We start from the raw sequence: 18817 nt of genomic DNA, 5'->3' as shown, positions 1-18817 counted from the left end.
ATGACCCGTATCACTCTTCATGCCGATGGCCGGGCTCCCGTGACCATCGAACTGGACGGGACAAGCACACAGCCCCTGCACCTGCATCTTAGTTCCGAGTTTGGGCAGGCGGAAACGAACAACACGATGCCAGCTCTGGTTGCGCCAGCGTCCGCCCCGCGCCGGGCCTGGAAGAAAGCGCTTCCGGCGCTTGTGGCCGGGGGACTGGCCGCCATCGTCATCATTGGTTCCCGTCCTGCGGTGGTTCCGGGACTCAACGCGCCGGATGCCGAAACCGAAGCGGTTCCACAGCAGCCGGCACTTCTGCCGCCGCTGCCCGGCTCAGCCATGACCGGTGCCAGCCTTCCGGGCGTCTCGTCCACCTATATTCCCGGTGCGCGGCTACCCGGGAGTGGAAACGCCGCTGGCGGCATAACTGGTCACACGCCCGGCGAGCAGATTGAAGCCGCGCGCCGCGCCATGACCCGGCAACCGGTCGTTGCCTATCCCCAGTCACCTGGCGGGGCGCAGACCGCTCCGACCGCAGCGGTCGCCCCCGTTGCTCCGGCAGCGCCTGTTGCGCCCACGATCGGCACGGAGAAGTCCCCTTTTGGTCTGGAAAACTGAGCGATGGTGAAACGCGAGACCGGCGGACCGCAGGCCCGCCATCAGCTGAAGCACGGCGCCACCTATCGCGATACGCGCCCTTTCACCGTGCGAATGGGCGAGGAACTCCGTTCCAGCACGTCCGGGTTCGTGCTCCTGATTCTCGCAGGACTCTGCGTGCTGGCTCCCGTGGTCGTCGGCCTTGCCTTTCCGCTTGCCCTCTGTCTGACCCTCTGGGTCATCACGCGCCGTCCGGTGCTGCCGTTCCATCTGCCAAAATATTCCGGCCTGAGGGATGCGCATGATCTCGACCCGAAAACACGGCGGCCACGTGCGGCAGCCGGGATCATGTATCTCGGCACGGACGGGCTGACTGGCCAGCAGCTCTGGCTCTCCTCGGACGCGGCACGGCAGCACGCGGCCGTGCCCGGCACCACCGGCGCCGGCAAGACAACATCCGCGATCTCCCTTCTGGCCAACGCTCTGGCGCACGGATCGGGTTTCATCCTGATCGATGGCAAAGGCGACAACACCGTCCACGGGGATGTTCTCGCGCTGGCGCGCCGCTTCGGTCTGGATGATCAGGTGCTCAACCTCAATTTCCTGACCGCAAGCGGAATCCGCCAGTCCAACACGTTCAATCCGTTCGCGACCGGAAATGGCGACGCCATCCGCGAAATGCTGGTCAGTCAGCTCGGCGAGCCGTCGAGCAACGATGCGAACGGCGTCTTCCGGGACCGTGCGGTCGGGCTTGCCGGAACGATCGCACCCGTCCTCGCCTGGATGCGCGATACCCACGGCGTGCCGATCAACATCGAAACCATGCGGTACGCGATGGAGCTGCGCTGGATCGGCACGCTCGCCCGGCATCGGGTATTCCTGATCCGTAATCCCGGCTCAGACCGCCCCATTGAAGTCAGCGTCCCGGAAATCCCCGATGACATTCTCTATCCGGCACAGGCCTATCTCGGCGAACTGCCCGGATATGATTCTTCACTGGCATGGAACGAGCAGAAGGAGAACAAGCCCAGCGAGCAGCATGGCTACGCGAAGATGTATTTCACGAAGATCTTCACGCAGCTCGGCGTGAGCCTCGGGCATATCTTCCGGGCGCAGATCCCCGACATCGACATGCGCGACGTGGTGCTGAACCGGCGCATTCTGGTTGTCACCCTGCCGGCACTGGAAAACTCGTCCGATACGCTGGCCGGCCTTGGCAAGATCGTGGTCGCAGCCGGTCGCGGTGTGATGGCGCAGCTGCTCGGTGCGCGTCTCGACGGACCGGCCGAGGAAGTCTTCAAACTCAAGGCGGGATCGGGCGACGCGCCGTTCCATTTTTTCTATGATGAGCTTGCTGCCTATGTGACGGACGGCATGGATCGCCAGCTCGCCATGGGACGTGGCCTGAACTGCATGTTCTGGCTCGGCTTTCAGGACCTTCCCGGTCTCACGACACGCATCGGCGACAAGGCCTTTACCCTGCTCGGCAACGCCAACCTCACCCACGCCATGCGCCTGCAGGACGCCATGCGGACGCGGGAGTGGATCGAAAAGCAGAGTGATCGGATTGAGGTCAGTCAGGCCACGCATTTCGAGGGCAACTCCGCAGGAAGTTACCGCGAGGGCCGGGGCGCGGAAGTCCGGGAAGTGGCCCGTATCCCGTGGGCGGATCTCCAGGGGCTGATCGAAGGCGAAGCCATCACGATGTATGCGGGCCGCATCGTCCACTCGAAAACATTCTTTGCCGCCGTCAACGGACGGGCGGGCGCAATCCGCATGGCCCAGCCGGTCATGCTGCCCTCGGCGCTGGACCTGAATCGGGTCGCCCCGGATCAGCAGACGCTGGCCCTTCTTGCCACGATCGAGGGCGGCCTGTTCCAGTCCGAGCTGACGACGCCCCGCCACGAGCCGGACGTTCTGGCGCTGCAGGAAGCGGTCCCCCGCTTCGGAACAAGTCCCGGCGAGATCCTGCGCAACTTCAGCAAGATCGCCGACGTGGTGGCCGGTGCCTCGGGGCAGCTTCCCTGCGCCAACGACGACGGCGAAGGTGAGGACGACGACGATGCCGAAATCCTGACCCCGTTTTCCTACATGCTCCGGGACGCCGCTACCGTCCGGAGAGAAGGATTCCGTGCCGCACCCCGAACTCTTCCCCCAATCGACGGCCAGCTTCTGGGACGTCTGGAAAGCGTAGAACGGCGACTGGACCGCCAGCCCGGCGTCGCCCGGCGTCAGGCGCTCCTCATTCTCGGCGTCCGTGACGCCCTGATAAAGGGCGAGCGGAAGGAAGAGGCGGGTGTTCCAGGTCTCACCGAGAAAGAGATTCTCGCGCGAATCAGAACTCTGCGCGAGAGTACGGCCGCATGAGTGACACAATCATCATCCTGCCCGGCGGCGAGCGTTTCCGGCTTGAATGGCGCCAGAGCGATCCCGAACGCTGGGAGCGCCGCCTGAAGGCGAAATATGATGAGAGCCGCAAGGCGGCGCGGGCCGACAAGGCACGATGTCTGTGCCGGCATCGCGGCGCAGTCCTGCCGCTGCAGATCCGCTACCGGGCCGACAGTGACAGCTATCATCTCGCCGTCTGGCCACATGAAGGGCCACTGCATGAAAAGACATGCCCCTTCTTCAAACCCGATCCCGGGAAGAGCGGCCGTGCCGGCTATGTGTCCAGTGTGATCCGGGAAGAGGAGGACGGGGATGTGTCCGTTACCCTCTCCATCGGTCTGCGTCGGAAAGGACCGCCGCAGCCGGTCGATGAAACGCCTCTGCCTGCTCCCGACCGGCCGGGTCGAACCAGACAGCGCCGAATGTCGCCGCTCGGACTGCTCAATCTCCTGTGGGAGCGCGCCGGCCTCGCCGAGTGGAAGCCGCAGTTTGCGGGGCATCGCACCATGCCTGCTGCTCTTGGGCGGGTGGCCTCGGCCGGAACGCGGATCAGGACACAGAAAAGACCCCTGTCCGATCTCCTTTGCCCGGTCGCCCCGGATCACGAAGGATTTGCGCGGCGTCTACACGCGATTGTCCGGGCTGAAGGAAAGGAAAACCACCTTTTCCTGGCCGGGTTTGTCGATGCTATCGAACAGGGGCGCGGGAACGACTTCACTCTGACTCTGACCGGCCAGCGCAACGGGTATCGCTGTTTTCTGACATTGCCGGCCGCCGAGAGAAACCGCCTCGCCCGGTCGCACCGGCTGGCGGCCGCAACGCTTGCACTGCCAGAGGCAGAGCGCCAGGCACGGGTGGCCGCTTTGCTCTATGTGACCGCGCAGCACATCACAAAGCCGGACAGTCGCTGGAAGGGCTGGATTCAGGCGGAAGTCAGGACGGCTGCTCTGATGACGGTCTCGCCAGAAATGATCCCGGTCGAGAGCAGTTATGAGCTGGCGGTCGCGGAAGCTCTCGTGGCGGCGGACAGAACTTTCGAGAAACCACTTCGTTTCGATGCCGGGGAGGATCTGGTCTTTCCGGACTTCATTCTCCAGGACACCGTCAGGAGTGCCGGCTATCCCATGGAAGTCTTTGGACGCACGGATGAGGCTTACATGGCCCGGCGTGCGGAGAAAGAGGATTACTACAACACCACCTTCGGGGCAGGAGGCTGGTGGTCATGGGACGCAATCACACGAACCGGCATTCCTGCTTTTCCGCCAGCCCGAAACAGAGGCACCCCATGACGGCAATTTCGGATGATGACGTCCATATTTCGGATGATGACGTCCATAATGCTCTCGCTGAACTGATCCGGATCGAGCCGGATACAGATTCAATCGAGACGATCGAGGCTTATCGCGACCACATAATGCAGTATCGCGAGGAGGAGACGTACGCGATGGCAGTGCTTCGAGGTTATGCACGGCAGTTTACCGGCGACATCGTAGCCCTGAGAGAGCGGTATTATGCTCTGTCAGGCGACAAGCGCTACCGGCAGGAGACGACGGGCAAGGATCTCGGGGTCGTAACGGCAGCTCTGAAGGATGCGTGGTCCGTGGTGCCGGGGTGGCAGAACTGAGAAGGTAACGCGTTTTGCAATGATGGCTGCTTACGCCTCATGTCGGTCATAGAACGATGGCTTCAAGCTCTCCACAAGCAGACAGTCCGGTGAAACTATGTGTACCAGCTTGTCAGCCAGTGGATTATAGACCGTGCAATCCGCGCCGCTCCCCGCAGAAGTCCCGATGCACAGCTTCGCCGGAAATCATAACTCAGCAGCCTGAGGGTGAGGGTGCAATTCGGTGACAGCCTGGTGTTCCTCACCACGGCTCCATGAACAGCCGGTAGATCATATTGCTTTGATCTTTTCAGATCTTGCATTGGCACCGGTATTGCCGGGTGGGAAATGAACTGTAACGATAATACCTCTTGTTTTTCCCGGTATAGGGGAGGTTACCGTGATATCAGCCTGAAGTTGAAGAGAGACCTGTCGAACTATCGCGAGCCCGAGACCGCTCCCCTCGGCGTCTGTTTTTCCTCTCACGAAAGGCTTTTCCATATCCTGCAAAATTTCCGGCGTGAGTGGATCGCAATCATTGGAGATCAGAACCCTTGAGTCGTCTGTGACAAGCAGACGCACCGGTTGTAGTGACGAGCCATGAAGGACTGCGTTTTCCAGAAGATTGCGAAACAGGATTCCAGCGGTGTCCATGTCCCCCCGAATCATGAGATGAGACGCGCCTGACAATTCAATAGTCTGGCTTTTTTCCCGCTCAAGTTCCTGCGCCAGAAACCGTATGACAGGCACCAGATCAAATCGGTCTTCTGTAAGGGCGATCCCCGACGTTACGCGTGACAGTTGAAGTAGTTTTTCCATCATCCGGCCAATCCTGCGGGCCTGATGCATAATGGTCGTTGCTCGCTCTGCATGTTCCGAGTGCTGAAGCAAACCTCTCAGAATCTGCACCTGCGCCAGAAGAGCTCCGATCGGATTCCGAAGTTCATGGGCTGCATTGGCAGCGAACGCACGTTCGGTCGAAAGTGCCATTTCCAGGCGTTCCAGCAGAAGGTTGACGGCGGAGTGGATCGCGACAAGCTCTACGGGCAGATCCAGCGGCGGAATAGGCGTCAGATTCGCTCCGCCTCGGCTTCTGATTTCCTGCTGAAGACTTGTGAGGGGCTGCATGGCGCGACGCACGCGCCATCGGACCAGAAGCCAGATCGCAGGGAAAAAGATCACCATCGGCAGGACTGAAATCAGAATAGCCCGTCTGACGGCTTCAGTTCTGTGAAAAGTGGGCTCGCCCACCAGAATGTAATGATGACCGGAGACAGATGGAACGACATACACCCGGAAAGATGGAATATTGTAAAATCCTGTTTCCAGATGCGGAACGAACAGCGTCTCCGGTGCATTCTGCGACCGAACCTCAAGCTGACCGTCCGTTGAAGCAATCTGATAGGCCAGAGTGCGCCGATTCACACCAGGCAGGCGTGCGATCTGTCCGCCCGGCAAGGCAGATGTCGGACCGTTTTTATCCAATTCACCAATAACGAATTCCAGACGCTCCGCTACTTCCTGCAGGGAATTATCGAGACGCTCCGTAACTTCGTAACGGGTGAAGGCCGCGACAAGAACACTGAGAAGCACCAACGCCCCAAGGACAATGATCAGGGTTCCTGAGACGACACGGGACGCCAGACTCCAGCGTTTCACCGTGACGCCGTTCCTGTGAGGCTATAGCCCCGTCCGCGGACGGTCACGATCAGACCTGCTTCTGTTTTCTTGCGTATCCGGCTGATGAAAACCTCAATGGCATTGCTTTCCACATCATCGCTGAGACCATAAAGAGCGTCTTCGATCTGCTCACGGCTACACAGCGCGCCTGGTCGACGGGCAAGAAGTTCGACAATGGCCCACTCCCGCGCGGAAAGATCGACATCCTGTCCGTTGCGTCTGAGTTGCCGACGGGAGAGATCAGTCTCGATATCGCCAATCGTCACGACAGTGTCGGGGAGCGCCACATAGCGCCGGGCGACGGCCTCGATACGGGCGACGAGTTCGTCCAGATCATAAGGTTTGACGATATAGTCGTCCGCTCCGTCCGATAATCCGGCAATCCTGTCGCTGATCTGATCCCTCGCTGTCGTGATCAGGATCGCCAGCGGGGAACGATCGCGACGGATCTTCCGCAGCAGGTCCCGACCATTGCCATCCGGAAGACCGAGATCCAGCAATAGGAAATCATAGGATGAGGCTCGCAGGGCCGCACGGGCGTCGGAGAGGGTTCTGAACCAGTCGGCGACATGTCCTGCCTGTCGGATACGGTCCCTGACAGCCGAACCAAGCGCGCTTTCATCTTCGATGATCAGGATTTTCATGTGACATGATTCTTCATGACACGAGCATAGAGCGACGGCAGCACAAGTAACGTCAGAAGCGTCGAGGAGATCAGGCCACCGATTACAACCGTGGCCAATGGCCGTTCGACCTCAGCGCCGGCGCTGGTCGAAACAGCCATGGGAATGAAGCCCAGACTGGCGACGAGAGCGGTCGCCATCACCGGACGGAAACGCTCTTCAGCCGCTTCGAACGCCGCGCGCACCGCATCTTTTCCCGCCAGACGCAGGGAGCTTATCGCGGTCACGAGCACCACACCGTTCAGAACCGCCACACCGAACAGGGCGATAAAGCCGATCCCCGCTGAGACGCTGAACGGCAGCCCGCGCAGGAAGAGGGCCAGAATACCGCCTGTCGCGGCGACAGGCAGATTGATGAAGACGAGTCCGGCCAGTCGAATGGAATTCAGGGCGGCGACAAGCAGCGCGAAAATCAGCGCGAGCGCGATCGGCACGACAACTTCCAGACGCGCCATGGCCGAACGCAGATTCTGGAACTGCCCGGCCCAGACCATGCGATAGCCCGCAGGCAGCCGGACTTTCGTGCTGACGGCCTTCTGCGCTTCCGTCACAAAGGAACTCAGATCACGCCCGCGCACATTGGCCTGCACGATCAGGCGACGGCGGATATTGTCCCGACCGATGCGTGGTGGTCCGTCCTGCACCGTGACCTTCGCCACCTCTAGAAGCAGAACCGCCCCGCGTCCGTCTGCGCGACGTATCCTGAGGCGGCCGATCTGGTCCGGTGTGCCGACCTGAGCCGGATCATAACGAACCTGCGTGCTGATCAGGGCATCGCCGATCGTGACGGACTTTCCGATATGGCCTCCCACAGCTTCGACCACATTCAGAACCTCCTGTTGGGAGACGCCAAGACGAGCGGCCTGTCTGCGGTCGATGTCGATATGGATGAACGCAACACCTCCCTTTCCCTGCGGCGCAACGTCGGCTGCACCGGGGATGGCCTGCAGGACAGCCGCCACCCTGTCTCCGAGACGCGCGAGCGTGGCGAGATCGTCGCCATAGATGGAGACGGCGATCTGTGTGCGCACGCCGGACAGCAGATCATCCATCCGCATCTGAACGGGCTGGCTCCATGATTGTGCCACGCCCGGCAGTTCGTCGTCCAGAACCCGGTTCATCGCCGTGACGAGGCCTTCCTGCGTGCGCGCGGTGGTCCATTGCGATGGCGGCCTGAGGAAAATGAAGCTGTCGGTCTCGTTGACGCCCATCGGATCGGTCGGGATCGCAGACGTCCCGGTGTTGCTCACGACGCTCGTCACTTCCGGAAACCGGTGCAGGATGCGTTCCTGCAGGGTGACTTGCTTCACGGCCTCGGAGAGCGAGATTCCCGGCAGGCGCGTCGTCGTCACCGTCAGAGCTCCCTCGCCGAGGGAAGGAATAAACTCGCCGCCCAGATGCAGACTCATCCAGACCGACACGCCGAAGATCGCGATCGTCGTGCCGAAGAGGGTGCGCGGCCGGGTCTCGCACCAGCCCAGCATCGGCCCGTAAGCGCGGCGCAGGGCGGCGACCAGCCGCGTGTCGTTGTGGCGGCCGTCGGCTTTCATCGCCAGCACCGCGATGACGGGCACGCCGACGACGCAGTAAAAGAGCGAGGCGAGGAGGGCCATGATGACCGTCTGCGCCATGGGGCGGAACATTTTGCCCTCGATAGCCTGCAGGGTCAGGATCGGCAGATAGACCATGATGATGACGAGGATGCCGAAGCTCACGGGCCTGAGCACTTCGGCGGCGGACGACACCGCGAGTGTGGTCAGCGGCGTGTTCTGGCCGCTGGCGCGATCGCGCGCGCGATGGGTCATGAGGTTTTCCACCACGACCAGCGAACTGTCGACGATCATGCCGAAATCGATGGCCCCCAGACTCAGCAGGTTGGCGGAAATCCCGAAGGCGCGCATTCCTGTCATGGCGCAGACGAGGGCGAAGGGAATGACCGAGGCGATGACCAGCGACGCCCGCCAGTCGCCGATCACCACAATCAGCACGCCGAGTACGAGAACCGCGCCGATCACGAGGTTTTCCTTCACCGTTGCGATCGTGCTGTCCGTCAGCGTCGAGCGCACGTAATAGGGTTCAAGCGTCACTCCTTTCGGAAGGGACTGCCGGATACCGGGTAAAGCCGCATTGATGGCCGCCAGCGTCGCATCGGAGCTCGCGCCCATGCGCATCATGACGACACCGATCACGATCTCTCCCTGACCGTCGCGGGTCACAGCGCCCAGACGTGTTCTCGGCCCCATCGAAACGCGTCCGACATCGCGCAGGAAAATGGCGGAACCGTTGGCGTTGGTCCTGACAGGAATGGAGCCAAAATCGTCGAGTGAGCCGATCAGACCGCGTCCGACGACGATCTGCTGCTCCTCGTCATGCTCGATCCACCCGCCACCGGATGCGGAGTTGTTGCCGTCCACGGCCCGGAAGATATCGTCCACCGAAACGCCGAGCGCCAGAAGACGGGCCTGATCGAGAGCCACCTGAAAGGTCTGTTCCGCGCCCCCGTTCACATTGACGTCCACCACGCCGGGCACCAGTTTCAGTTGCGGTGCGACCGTCCACGTCATCAGGCGGTTCAGATCCATCAATGAATGGTCGTCCCCCCTGATCTGCAGCTGCATGATCTCGCCCAGACCCGTGGCCAGGGGACCGATGTTCACGCTCACTCCCGGCACGGAAATCAGGGTCCGGGCCTGCTGGATCCGCTCCTCGACGCGGGTGCGGTCAAGATTGATATCCGTGTCATCCGCGAACTGGACATACACGACGGAAACCCCGGAGCGCGACACGGACCGGAGATCGGTCATGTCGGGCAGGCCCGCCATGCTGGTCTCGATCGGAAAGGTGATCAGTCGTTCGACTTCTTCTGTGGCAAGACCCGGAGCAACAACGGAAACGAGCACCTGTCTGGGCGAGATGTCAGGCACGGCCTCAACGGGAAGGCCGCGCACAGTGAGGCAGCCGGCAATGAAAATCAGGCCAAGTACACCGAGAACCAGCCAGCGTCGGGTCTGAAGAGCAGAAATAAAGGCACGCATGGCGATGTCAGTCGCCGTCGGACAGATCGGAAATCTGCATGATGGCTTTCAGGGCGAATGCGCCATGCGTCACGACCTTGTCGCCCGCCGCCAGACCGGAAACGATAACCTTCCGTCCCGCGCTTTCGGCACCGACACGAACCTCCCGCGGGCGGAAACGGTCGGGTCCGGCGGGCAGAAAGACAGTGCTGACACCGTCAATATCCGTGACCGCGCCTTCCGGCACGATGATGCCCTCCATCTGTTTGCGGGTTGGCAGATGTGTATTGAGAAACATGCCCGGGTGAAGACGGCCACCCGGGTTGGATACGCGGCTGATGACACGAACAAGGCCGGTCGCGGGGTCCGCCAGATCGCCGACCGACGTTATCTTCGACGTCAGCAGCGTCATTGCGCCGTCTGCCGGAAGTTCTGTTGTCTGCTCGCCTCCTTCGACAACCTGGGTCGCATCCTGCGGCAGGATGTCCGACACGATCCAGACCGACGACATGTCGGCCAGATCCACCAGTTCCGTCGCGGGCGAGATATCATCCGCGACACCGACAGACACGCTCTGCACCTCACCCGCGGTCGGCGAGATGATCGAGGATGCCTCATCCGCGGGGCTGGTCTGCCCCCTGTCTGATTCCGTTACGGAGTTGTACTCTTCTTCAAGCTGATGTTTCAGCGTATCGACATCAGCCTGCCGGGCCGTAATATCATCATCTGCCGCTCTGAATGCAGCCAGACGGCGTCTGGTTTCTCCGGCGGCAACCGTCGTCCCTTCCAGTTCACGGCCCCGGCTGTAAGCCGCGGCAGCATTCTGATAGGCCGCCCGTGCCGTCGACAGCGCCGACTGCGCCTTCGCCATCTCAAGGCGGACCAGATGCAGGGAGTGATTCTGATACGTGAGAAGGACCTCGTCCCTGCGGACATGCTGTCCGGGCACAACAGCTATCGTCAGAACTTTTCCGGATCCTGCCGGATGAATGCGAACGACACGGCTCGCCTCGGACATCACGGTGCCCATTGCGTCGAGATTTTCCCCGAGCATGCCATGCTGCGCCACCGAGATCACCAGCCCGGCATTGGCCTGCGCCGCCGCTCCCATCATGATGATCTGTTCGTTGCCTGTCGCGAACGCGGGCCGTATGAGCGCTCCGGAGAGGCAGAACAGCGCCGGAAGCCACCTCCGGCGTCCGATGACGGCTGTTCTGAAACTCACTGGAATTCTCCTGCTGCGATTAATGTCCGGATGACTGCGACATGCCAGGCGATCTCCGCCTGATTGCGCGTCTGCAGCGCGCTGTATGCGGCAGCTCTGGCACGCAGAAGTTCGATCAGGGATGTCTCCCCGGCCTGCCACGACCGGGCCATCTCATTTGCGCGACTGTTCATGTCGTCAGCAGACGATACTGAGTTTCTGAATGTATCCTTCGCCGCTGTCAGGCGGGCAAAAACCTGTGCCAGTTCCTGGCGTACGCTGCGACGCGCCTGCTGCTCCTGGTTCGTGGCCGCTGCCAGTTTGTTTCTGGCATCGGCTTCCATCGGGACATCGCGGACATCGCTGGGCAGCGGAACAGACACTGTAACGCCGACCCGATCATCCCATGGACTCCCATATTGTTTCTCATGAATTGCGGCGACCCCGACTTCCGGATTGGGCATGAATGAGGCCCGCGCCAGACGCATCCCCTCTTCTGCGGCACGGACGGCCTGCCGCGCGGTCCTCACACGCGGATCGTTGTCTTCGAGAAGACTGGCGGGAGTCAGCCTTGCACGCGCCGCAGCCGGATCATCGTAGGAGAGGATGTCCGGGACCCCGGGACGACCCAGCACAATGCGAAGCGCTGATGCCGCCGTTTCAACCTGCTCGGCTGCCAGTGAATATTCGCTGGATGCATTTGCCAGTTCGGCGGAAACAACCTGCTCGTCAGTCAGGGTCGTCTCGCCATGCCGGCTGCTGTAGAGGACAGACAATTTGATTTTTTCCAGTGTCGCCCGCAGTGCATGAGCAATGCCGAGACGTCGCCGGGCCATCAGCACGCCAGCGGAGGCATCCATGACCCTCATGGCCACAGCCATCCGCTCCACATGCAGCCTTTGCTGCACCGTCAATGCTTCGGCTTTCGCAGCTTTGACGGTGGCGCTTCCCTGCCCGGGCAACCAGAGCGGAACGGAGACACTGCCTTCGTAGGTTGTGTAACCCTCATTACTGCCTAGGGCGTGATCGTCGAAATACTGACCCGATACAGTCGGACCACCCGCAAACCAGGAACCGGCAGCCTCGGCCCGGGCCGAGGCCGAACGATAGTTTGTATTCAGTTCAGTTCGACCCGGATCGACGGCCCATGCCGCTTCCACCCCTTGGGCGAAGGTGAGGTTCTGACCTCTGGCTTTTGAAATAAGACCTGAAGAAAAGCAGAGGGCAACCATGGTGAGAGCGATAGAGACTGTACGGATTTCCAGGAAACGAATGCCCGCCCATTCCGGGGTGCGGTTAATGACCTGACAATCGACATGACGAGCAAACATGAAATTCAGTCGGCTTTCTGTATCGTCGCGTGAATAAACCGCGGCAGGATCTTCAGCATACAAGGCGAACCTGACAGCTCCCTGAACGCCGCCCTGAACAGACGTCGGGATCATGAGACTGGCAGGTGACCTGATCCTTCTGTTGAGATAACATATTCAAGATATCGTGATATTCAGAGAAACTGGGAAATTTCTCTCTCTCACGGGCAGAGCTGGAAAACGCTTGCAGCACTCAAAATAATCCGGATTCATGCCTGAATTCCGCGGGCTGCCGTCCGGGTGGCAGGATGGCCCGGACGGCAGCCCGCGGAGGCATCCGTTCCGGCATGATCAGACTGAAATTCCTGGCGGGGTGACCAGACCTCAAATCAGGACTATGCTTTCGTCTTCAACCCATGCAGAGGAGACAGATCATGGCCTGGAACACACCGAAGATCACTGAAGTGCCACTGGGCGCCGAGATCAACAGTTACGTCTGCGGCCAGAAGAAATAAGGCCCGCAGTCCGAAGTGAAACGCCGCCAGTCTCGCGCTGGCGGCGTTTTGCTTTTATAGGCATGTCCCCATGATCGATCTTGTTGTGCTTGGCGCGGCGGCTGGTGGCGGCTTTCCGCAGTGGAACTCGAATGCGGCGGGATGCAACCGGGCACGCGCCGGTGATCCCTCCGCACTACCCCGCACACAGGCCTCTATTGCGATCAGCGGAGATGGCAAGCACTGGTTCATCGTCAATGCATCGCCCGATCTCCGCCAGCAGATCAACCAGACGCCAGTTTTGCATCCGAAAACCGGCCTGCGCTCAACGCCGATTGCGGGTGTGATTCTGACTGGAGCGGAGGTGGACACCATCACTGGCCTGTTGACACTGCGGGAGCGGCAGCCATTCGACATTCTTGGTACGCAGCAGGTTCTTGGCCAGCTTGACGCCAACCCGATCTTCGAGGCGCTGAACCGGGAGGTGGTGCGGCGGCGGGAGATTGCGCTGGACCAGCCCCTGGCGCTGACTACGCAGGATGGCCAGCCAGCCGGGCTTGAGATCACGCTGTTCGCCGTGCCGGGCAAGGTTCCGCTTTATGCCGAGCGTGGCGAGAATCCGGCGGCGATTCTGGAGAATGGGGAGACGGTTGGGCTGGAGATCGCGGACGGCGCGTCCCGTGTCCTTTTCATTCCCGGCTGTGCGTGCATGACCGACCGACTGCGGGAGCGGCTGCATGGCGCGGATGTGGTGCTGTTTGACGGGACACTCTGGCGAGATGACGAGATGATCCGAGCCGGGCTCGGGGAGAAAACCGGGCGACGGATGGGGCATATGTCGGTCGCCGATCCAGAGGGCACCATCAAGGCTTTTCGCGATCTTGGGATCGATCGGAAGGCTCTCATCCACATCAACAATTCCAACCCCATCCTGCTGACTGATTCGCCCGAGCGGGCGGAAGTCGAGGCGGCGGGATGGGATGTTTCCTACGACGGCATGAGGATCACGCGATGAGGGACGCTCTTCTTTCTCCGGAAAGTCTTGAAGCTGAGCTGCGGGCGATCGGTGCCGAGCGATATCACAACCTGCATCCGTTTCATCGGGCATTGCATGATGGGCGGCTGAACAGGGGGCAGGTTCAGGCCTGGGCGCTGAACCGGTATTATTATCAGGCCAGCATTCCAGCGAAGGATGCAACGCTTCTGGCGCGGCTGCCGACAGCAGCACTGCGGCGGGAGTGGCGACGGCGGCTGGAGGATCATGATGGTGATGCACCGGGCACGGGCGGCGTGGCGCGGTGGCTGCATCTGACGGACGGTCTGGGGCTGGACCGGGCTTATGTCGAATCGCTTGAGGGGCTTCTGCCTGGCACGCGGTTTGCAGTGGAGGCGTATGTTCATTTCGTGCGCGACCGGACGGTGCTGGCGGCGATTGCGTCTTCGCTGACGGAGCTGTTTTCGCCGACGATCATCAGCGAGCGGGTTTCGGGGATGCTGCGGAACTATGATTTCATCACGCAGGATACACTGGCTTATTTCACGCCGCGTCTGACGCAGGCGCCGCGGGATTCCGATTTTGCGCTGGCCTATGTGAAGGAGCATGCGCGGACGGTTGAGCAGCAGCGGGCGGTTCTGGGGGCGCTGAAGTTCAAGTGTGGCGTTTTGTGGTCGATGCTGGATGCGCTGGATTATGCCTATGTCACGCCGGGGAATATTCCGCCGGGTGCGTTCCGTCCTTCATGATTGCGGGGTTCCGTGATGGTGGAGGATGCGATGTCTGAGGGTGGGATCACGGAGGATGGGATTCCTGCCTTTGCGCGGGGGACGCGGCTTCAGCATGACCGGGTGCGCGACCAGTGGATCGTTCAGGCGCCGGAGCGGGCGTTCATTGCCGATGTGATTGCGGCGGAGATTCTGCAGCGGGTTGATGGCGTGGCGTCTCTGCGAGGGATCATTGACGGGCTGGCGGCGGCGTTTGAGGCGCCGCGCGAGGTTATCGCGCGGGATGTTATGACGATGGTGCGCGATCTGACGGGTCGGCAGGTGCTGGTATGGAAAGGGTGACTGTTCCGCCGCCGATGAGTCTGCTGGCGGAGCTGACGCATCGCTGTCCTTTGCAATGTCCTTATTGTTCCAATCCGCTGGTTCTGGACCCGAGGGTCGGGGAGCTTTCGACGGTGGAGTGGTGCCGGGTTTTGGACGAGGCGGCGGATCTGGGGGTGTTGCAGGTTCATTTCTCGGGTGGCGAGCCGATGGCGCGGAAGGATCTGCCGGAGCTGGTTGGGCATGCCGTTCGGCGGGGGCTTTATACGAATCTGATCACGTCCGGCGTGCTGATGGATGAGGCGGCGCTGGTGCGGCTGGCTGAGGCTGGTCTCGATCATGTCCAGCTTTCGTTTCAGGATGTCGAGGTGGTGTCGGCGGAGCGGATTGGCGGGATGAAGGGCGCGCAGGCGAAGAAGATCGCGGCGGCGCGGCTGATTGTGGCGGACGGGATGCCGCTGACGCTCAATTTCGTCATTCATCGGCTGAATGTGGAGCGGATTCCGGCGATGTTCGCTCTGGCCGAAGAACTCGGGGCACGGCGGGTCGAGATCGCGCACACGCAGTATTATGGCTGGGGGCTGAAGAACCGGGCGACACTGTTGCCGACGCGGGCGCAGCTTGAGCAGAGCGAGCGGGACGTGGCGGCGGCTCGGGCGCGATTCGGGACGTGGATGGCGATCGATTTCGTGACGCCGGATTATTATGCTGACGAGCCTAAGCCCTGCATGGGCGGCTGGGGGCGGCGGTTTCTGAATGTTGCGCCGTCGGGGCGGGTTCTGCCGTGTCATGCGGCGGAGACGATTCCGGGGGTGGTGTTTCCGACGGTGCGCGAGGAGACGCTGGCGGGGATCTGGAACGATTCCGCGCTGTTCGGGATGTTCCGGGGCACGGACTGGATGCCCGAGCCGTGTCGGTCGTGTCATCGGAAAGAGGAAGACTGGGGCGGGTGCCGGTGTCAGGCGCTGGCGCTCACGGGACGGGCGGATGCGGCGGACCCGGTGTGCCAGCGCTCGCCGGACCGTGCGGTGGTGGATGCGGCGCTAAGGGAGGTCGATGATACTGGCGGGAATTTAGCTTACCGACGCGTATCGGGCATCAAATAAGCAGATATAGCCTCAGGACGTGTTGATTCATTGAACTGAGCGGCGATCGGTGATTCACAGGCTCATCTGGGAAGCAGCCTGTAAACGGTCTGTTTTTGCAGGCTGAGAGCCAAACGAAATAGATCAGACTATCTTTTCTATTGGCGACTGGGTGCTGCATGACGATGAACACCACGCGCTCAGCGTATGTAATCCGGCAGACCTTTAGCGGAAACACCCCCTGAAAAGATCTGGTCTCCACAGGATTTTATACAATTCGGGCCGGACGGGCATGGCGTCTGAGCAAATGTTACACACCGAACAGATGACCGATTCCGCTCGTGACGAGCATGGCGATGACGCCCCAGAACGTCACCCGCAATGCGGGACGCAGAAGCGGCGCTCCGCCCGCGACCGCGCCGACCGCCCCCAGAATGGCGAGAGCAATGACGGAGATGATGGAGACGCTCCATGAAACCCAGGCCGCGGGAGTCAGAACAGCCGCCATGACGGGAAGCAAAGCGCCCGAGGAAAAAGCCGTGGCCGACGCAAAAGCCGCCTGAAGGGGCCTGGCGGCGGTCAGTTCGGATAATCCCAGCTCATCCCTCGCATGTGCGCCCAGCGCATCATGCTTCATGAGGGCGAGGGCGACCTTCTGTGCAAGATCCGCGTCCAGCCCTCTCTCCCGGTAGATCCCGGCCAGTTCGGCAACCTCCCCATCCCAGTCGGTCATCAGCTCCTGTTTCTCACGATCAATATCAGCCCGCTCCGAATCCGCCTGAGAACTGACCGAAACATATTCACCGGCCGACATCGAAAGGGCTCCGGCAACAAGCGCCGACAGACCCGCGATGAGAATGCTGTCACGTGTCGCGTGGGAACTCGCGACCCCGACAATGAGACTGCCGGTCGACAGGGTTCCATCATTGGCCCCGAGGACAGCCGCGCGCAGCCATCCCAGTTTCTCAACGGCATGACGTTCGGTCTGAGGGTGAAGGCGCGACATAAGACGACCTGTAGCTCCGGATCAGTACAGTTCAGGATTAGAAGCTGAAGCACTCCACCACAACAGGTATTTTATTTTGATATTGCGAGTTATTTTCAATACAGTTCGTGATCCGGAAAATCTGTTCTGTTCAGCGTCCTGTCAGGAAAGCATGATACCGGACAGTATTCAGACCCCATTTTCGCCAGGACACGCATGCCTCATCCAGTGCCGGACATCACCGATACCCTGCGCTACGACAGGCCGACGATCATCCTTCACTGGACGACCGCCTTTCTGGTGCTGTTTCAGTTCGCGCTCGGCGAGACCTGGAGCTGGCCATCAAAACCCGTCCATCACCTGATGGTCGTTGCACATCTGACAGCCGGTATCCTGCTGACCGCAATCATGGCGTTCCGTATCGTCTGGCGCCTGACGAAAGGCCGGCACCTGTCTGACCTCCTCCGCCCCGCGGACCGGATGGTCGCCGTCGGTGTGGAATACACGCTCTACGCCCTGCTCATGGCGGAAATCGCGCTCGGTTATCTCTGGCGATGGGGCGCCGGACAGACGATGAGTTTTTTCGGCCTCCTGATTCCTTCCCCGTTCGCACGGTTCCCCGCGGAAACCGTGTCATGGCTTCAGATGCTGCATGACCGGAACGCCTGGCTGATTGTTGGTCTTGCATCAGGCCATGGCGCGGCGGCCCTTTTTCACCAGTTCGTCCTGAAAGACAAAGTCCTCGGACGCATGCTGCCGCGGGCTTTCCCGTTCCATTCGTGAGGCCGGCGGAGACGTTCAGGAACGGGACGTGGCAGCGGCCATGACGCGTTGACCATGACGCCGGGGCCAGGAGAGAACTGTCCTCCTGGCTCCGCCAGAAGTGACCTGAGTCCGGAGCCCCGCCCTTCCGCAACCGACCCCATATCCGGCCTGATCTCGTCGTAATGCTCTCACGCTACCTTTTCTGATCAGGTAATTCCGGTTCATGGCAGGACCCGGTGTCAGGTAATGACGGTCAGGTTTGTCCGGTCATCCGGAACAGTCTGCCTGCCCGCTTATCTGCTCAAAACAGTTTCCCGGACACAGGAATTAATAAATGCCAACATTCAGGAAATCAGATTGCTCCTTCTCCTGTTTTTCTTTACGACCACCAGAATATCTTTTGTCACCAACCCATGGCTGCGGAATATCTTCAATCCAGAACTTCGCACAAAAACATCTGCATCCCGCCTCCTGTGTCTCCCGGGGACAGAGCTGTTTCAGCCGTGGCGTACGGAGACATTTCCTGATGCTGCCTGTTATCCTGAGATCATGAGGAACTGCATTGTCAGTTTGCATACATTCTGCGGGCACCATCCATCTATGCATTTTCCCTGTCACACATGCCCGATGTCTGAATTTACGCTGATCAGGACCTGGTCGAACATTCCGGACAGCGGGAGACAACAGAAAATCCCATGAACAGGGCAGGGGTCTGTCGTCCCGGGTCTCCGGTTGACACCACGTGCAGGACATCCGCGGCACATCACTCTCCACCCTGAATCCGGACCCGTCGGGTCCGGCGCACAATCGAGGAGGACGGGAGATCGTCCGCCCTGATCGTGATCGGCGGCTAAATCAAAGGATCTCTCCCTGATGACCGACAGCTGCAAGGTCCTGATGATCTTTCCGCTTTTCAACGCAGGTTCGTTCTGGAACTACAAAGAAACCTGCGATCTGACCGGCGCACGCTACCCGGCA

Annotated in this window: 16 protein-coding genes; 10 read left to right on the top strand and 6 right to left on the bottom strand. The window is 60.8% G+C overall.

Features of this window, described 5'->3' with window-relative positions:
• From GOB93_RS17760 to GOB93_RS17745, 4 genes are read left to right on the top strand one after another with little or no spacing between them, the layout of a single operon-like run.
• On the top strand, positions 1–606 hold the full coding sequence (locus tag GOB93_RS17760) for a hypothetical protein (RefSeq protein ID WP_173584797.1): 606 nt from the start codon (positions 1–3) through the stop codon (positions 604–606).
• 3 nt (positions 607–609) lie between these two features.
• Complete coding sequence (locus tag GOB93_RS17755) at positions 610–2952, top strand: type IV secretory system conjugative DNA transfer family protein (protein WP_173584796.1); 2343 nt, start codon at positions 610–612, stop codon at positions 2950–2952.
• Positions 2949–4262 (top strand): DUF1173 family protein, encoded by a 1314-nt coding sequence (locus GOB93_RS17750; RefSeq protein ID WP_173584795.1) that lies wholly within the window; start codon positions 2949–2951, stop codon positions 4260–4262. The genes GOB93_RS17755 and GOB93_RS17750 overlap by 4 nt, the downstream gene beginning before the upstream one ends.
• The gene (locus GOB93_RS17745; protein WP_173584794.1) at positions 4259–4597 is read left to right on the top strand and encodes a hypothetical protein; all 339 of its coding nucleotides are present in this window, start codon (positions 4259–4261) and stop codon (positions 4595–4597) included. Before GOB93_RS17750 ends, GOB93_RS17745 begins: the two co-directional genes overlap by 4 nt.
• 270 nt (positions 4598–4867) lie before the next feature.
• Here the strand turns inward: GOB93_RS17745 and GOB93_RS17740 are convergent, their stop codons facing one another.
• From GOB93_RS17740 to GOB93_RS17720, 5 genes are read right to left on the bottom strand one after another with little or no spacing between them, the layout of a single operon-like run.
• On the bottom strand, positions 4868–6235 hold the full coding sequence (locus tag GOB93_RS17740) for an ATP-binding protein (RefSeq protein ID WP_173584793.1): 1368 nt from the start codon (positions 6233–6235) through the stop codon (positions 4868–4870).
• A complete protein-coding gene (locus GOB93_RS17735) occupies positions 6232–6900 on the bottom strand; it encodes a response regulator transcription factor (RefSeq protein WP_173584792.1) in 669 nt (222 codons plus the stop codon). The genes GOB93_RS17740 and GOB93_RS17735 overlap by 4 nt, the downstream gene beginning before the upstream one ends.
• Positions 6897–9974 carry an efflux RND transporter permease subunit gene (locus GOB93_RS17730; RefSeq protein WP_173584791.1) on the bottom strand — a complete coding sequence of 1026 codons (3078 nt, stop codon included), beginning with the start codon at positions 9972–9974 and terminating at the stop codon, positions 6897–6899. The genes GOB93_RS17735 and GOB93_RS17730 overlap by 4 nt, the downstream gene beginning before the upstream one ends.
• Positions 9975–9981: 7 nt before the next feature.
• Positions 9982–11178, bottom strand: a complete 1197-nt coding sequence (locus GOB93_RS17725; RefSeq protein ID WP_338422410.1) for an efflux RND transporter periplasmic adaptor subunit — start codon at positions 11176–11178, stop codon at positions 9982–9984.
• On the bottom strand, positions 11175–12488 hold the full coding sequence (locus GOB93_RS17720) for a TolC family protein (protein WP_173584790.1): 1314 nt from the start codon (positions 12486–12488) through the stop codon (positions 11175–11177). The genes GOB93_RS17725 and GOB93_RS17720 overlap by 4 nt, the downstream gene beginning before the upstream one ends.
• A 413-nt stretch (positions 12489–12901) precedes the next feature.
• On the opposite strand from GOB93_RS17720, the gene pqqA reads away from it, so the two are divergent.
• The 5 genes from pqqA (at position 12902) to pqqE (ending at position 16110) form a co-directional block, all read left to right on the top strand.
• Positions 12902–12982, top strand: coding sequence for a pyrroloquinoline quinone precursor peptide PqqA (gene pqqA / locus GOB93_RS17715; protein WP_010666882.1), 81 nt, complete (start codon positions 12902–12904; stop codon positions 12980–12982).
• 70 nt (positions 12983–13052) lie between these two features.
• Positions 13053–13976 carry a pyrroloquinoline quinone biosynthesis protein PqqB gene (pqqB, locus tag GOB93_RS17710; RefSeq protein ID WP_173584789.1) on the top strand — a complete coding sequence of 308 codons (924 nt, stop codon included), beginning with the start codon at positions 13053–13055 and terminating at the stop codon, positions 13974–13976.
• Positions 13973–14704, top strand: coding sequence for a pyrroloquinoline-quinone synthase PqqC (gene pqqC, locus GOB93_RS17705; RefSeq protein WP_173584788.1), 732 nt, complete (start codon positions 13973–13975; stop codon positions 14702–14704). Before pqqB ends, pqqC begins: the two co-directional genes overlap by 4 nt.
• A gap of 30 nt (positions 14705–14734) precedes the next feature.
• Positions 14735–15025, top strand: a complete 291-nt coding sequence (pqqD, locus tag GOB93_RS17700; protein ID WP_173584787.1) for a pyrroloquinoline quinone biosynthesis peptide chaperone PqqD — start codon at positions 14735–14737, stop codon at positions 15023–15025.
• Entirely contained in the window at positions 15013–16110 is a 1098-nt protein-coding gene (pqqE, locus tag GOB93_RS17695; protein ID WP_173584786.1) for a pyrroloquinoline quinone biosynthesis protein PqqE, read from the top strand. The genes pqqD and pqqE overlap by 13 nt, the downstream gene beginning before the upstream one ends.
• Positions 16111–16399: 289 nt before the next feature.
• Here pqqE and GOB93_RS17690 read toward each other — a convergent pair whose 3' ends face one another.
• The gene (locus tag GOB93_RS17690) at positions 16400–17095 is read right to left on the bottom strand and encodes a VIT1/CCC1 transporter family protein (RefSeq protein ID WP_173584785.1); all 696 of its coding nucleotides are present in this window, start codon (positions 17093–17095) and stop codon (positions 16400–16402) included.
• Between the two features lie 195 nt (positions 17096–17290).
• Here GOB93_RS17690 and GOB93_RS17685 point away from each other — a divergent pair, with 195 nt between their 5' ends.
• Complete coding sequence (locus tag GOB93_RS17685; RefSeq protein ID WP_173584784.1) at positions 17291–17857, top strand: cytochrome b; 567 nt, start codon at positions 17291–17293, stop codon at positions 17855–17857.
• The last annotated feature ends 960 nt before the right edge of the window (positions 17858–18817 follow it).

This window comes from Acetobacter musti, assembly GCF_011516835.1.
GTDB classification, from domain to species: domain Bacteria; phylum Pseudomonadota; class Alphaproteobacteria; order Acetobacterales; family Acetobacteraceae; genus Acetobacter; species Acetobacter musti.
The sequence above is the reverse complement of the archived record's forward strand: the minus strand, read 5'-3'. Positions and strand labels throughout refer to the sequence as shown.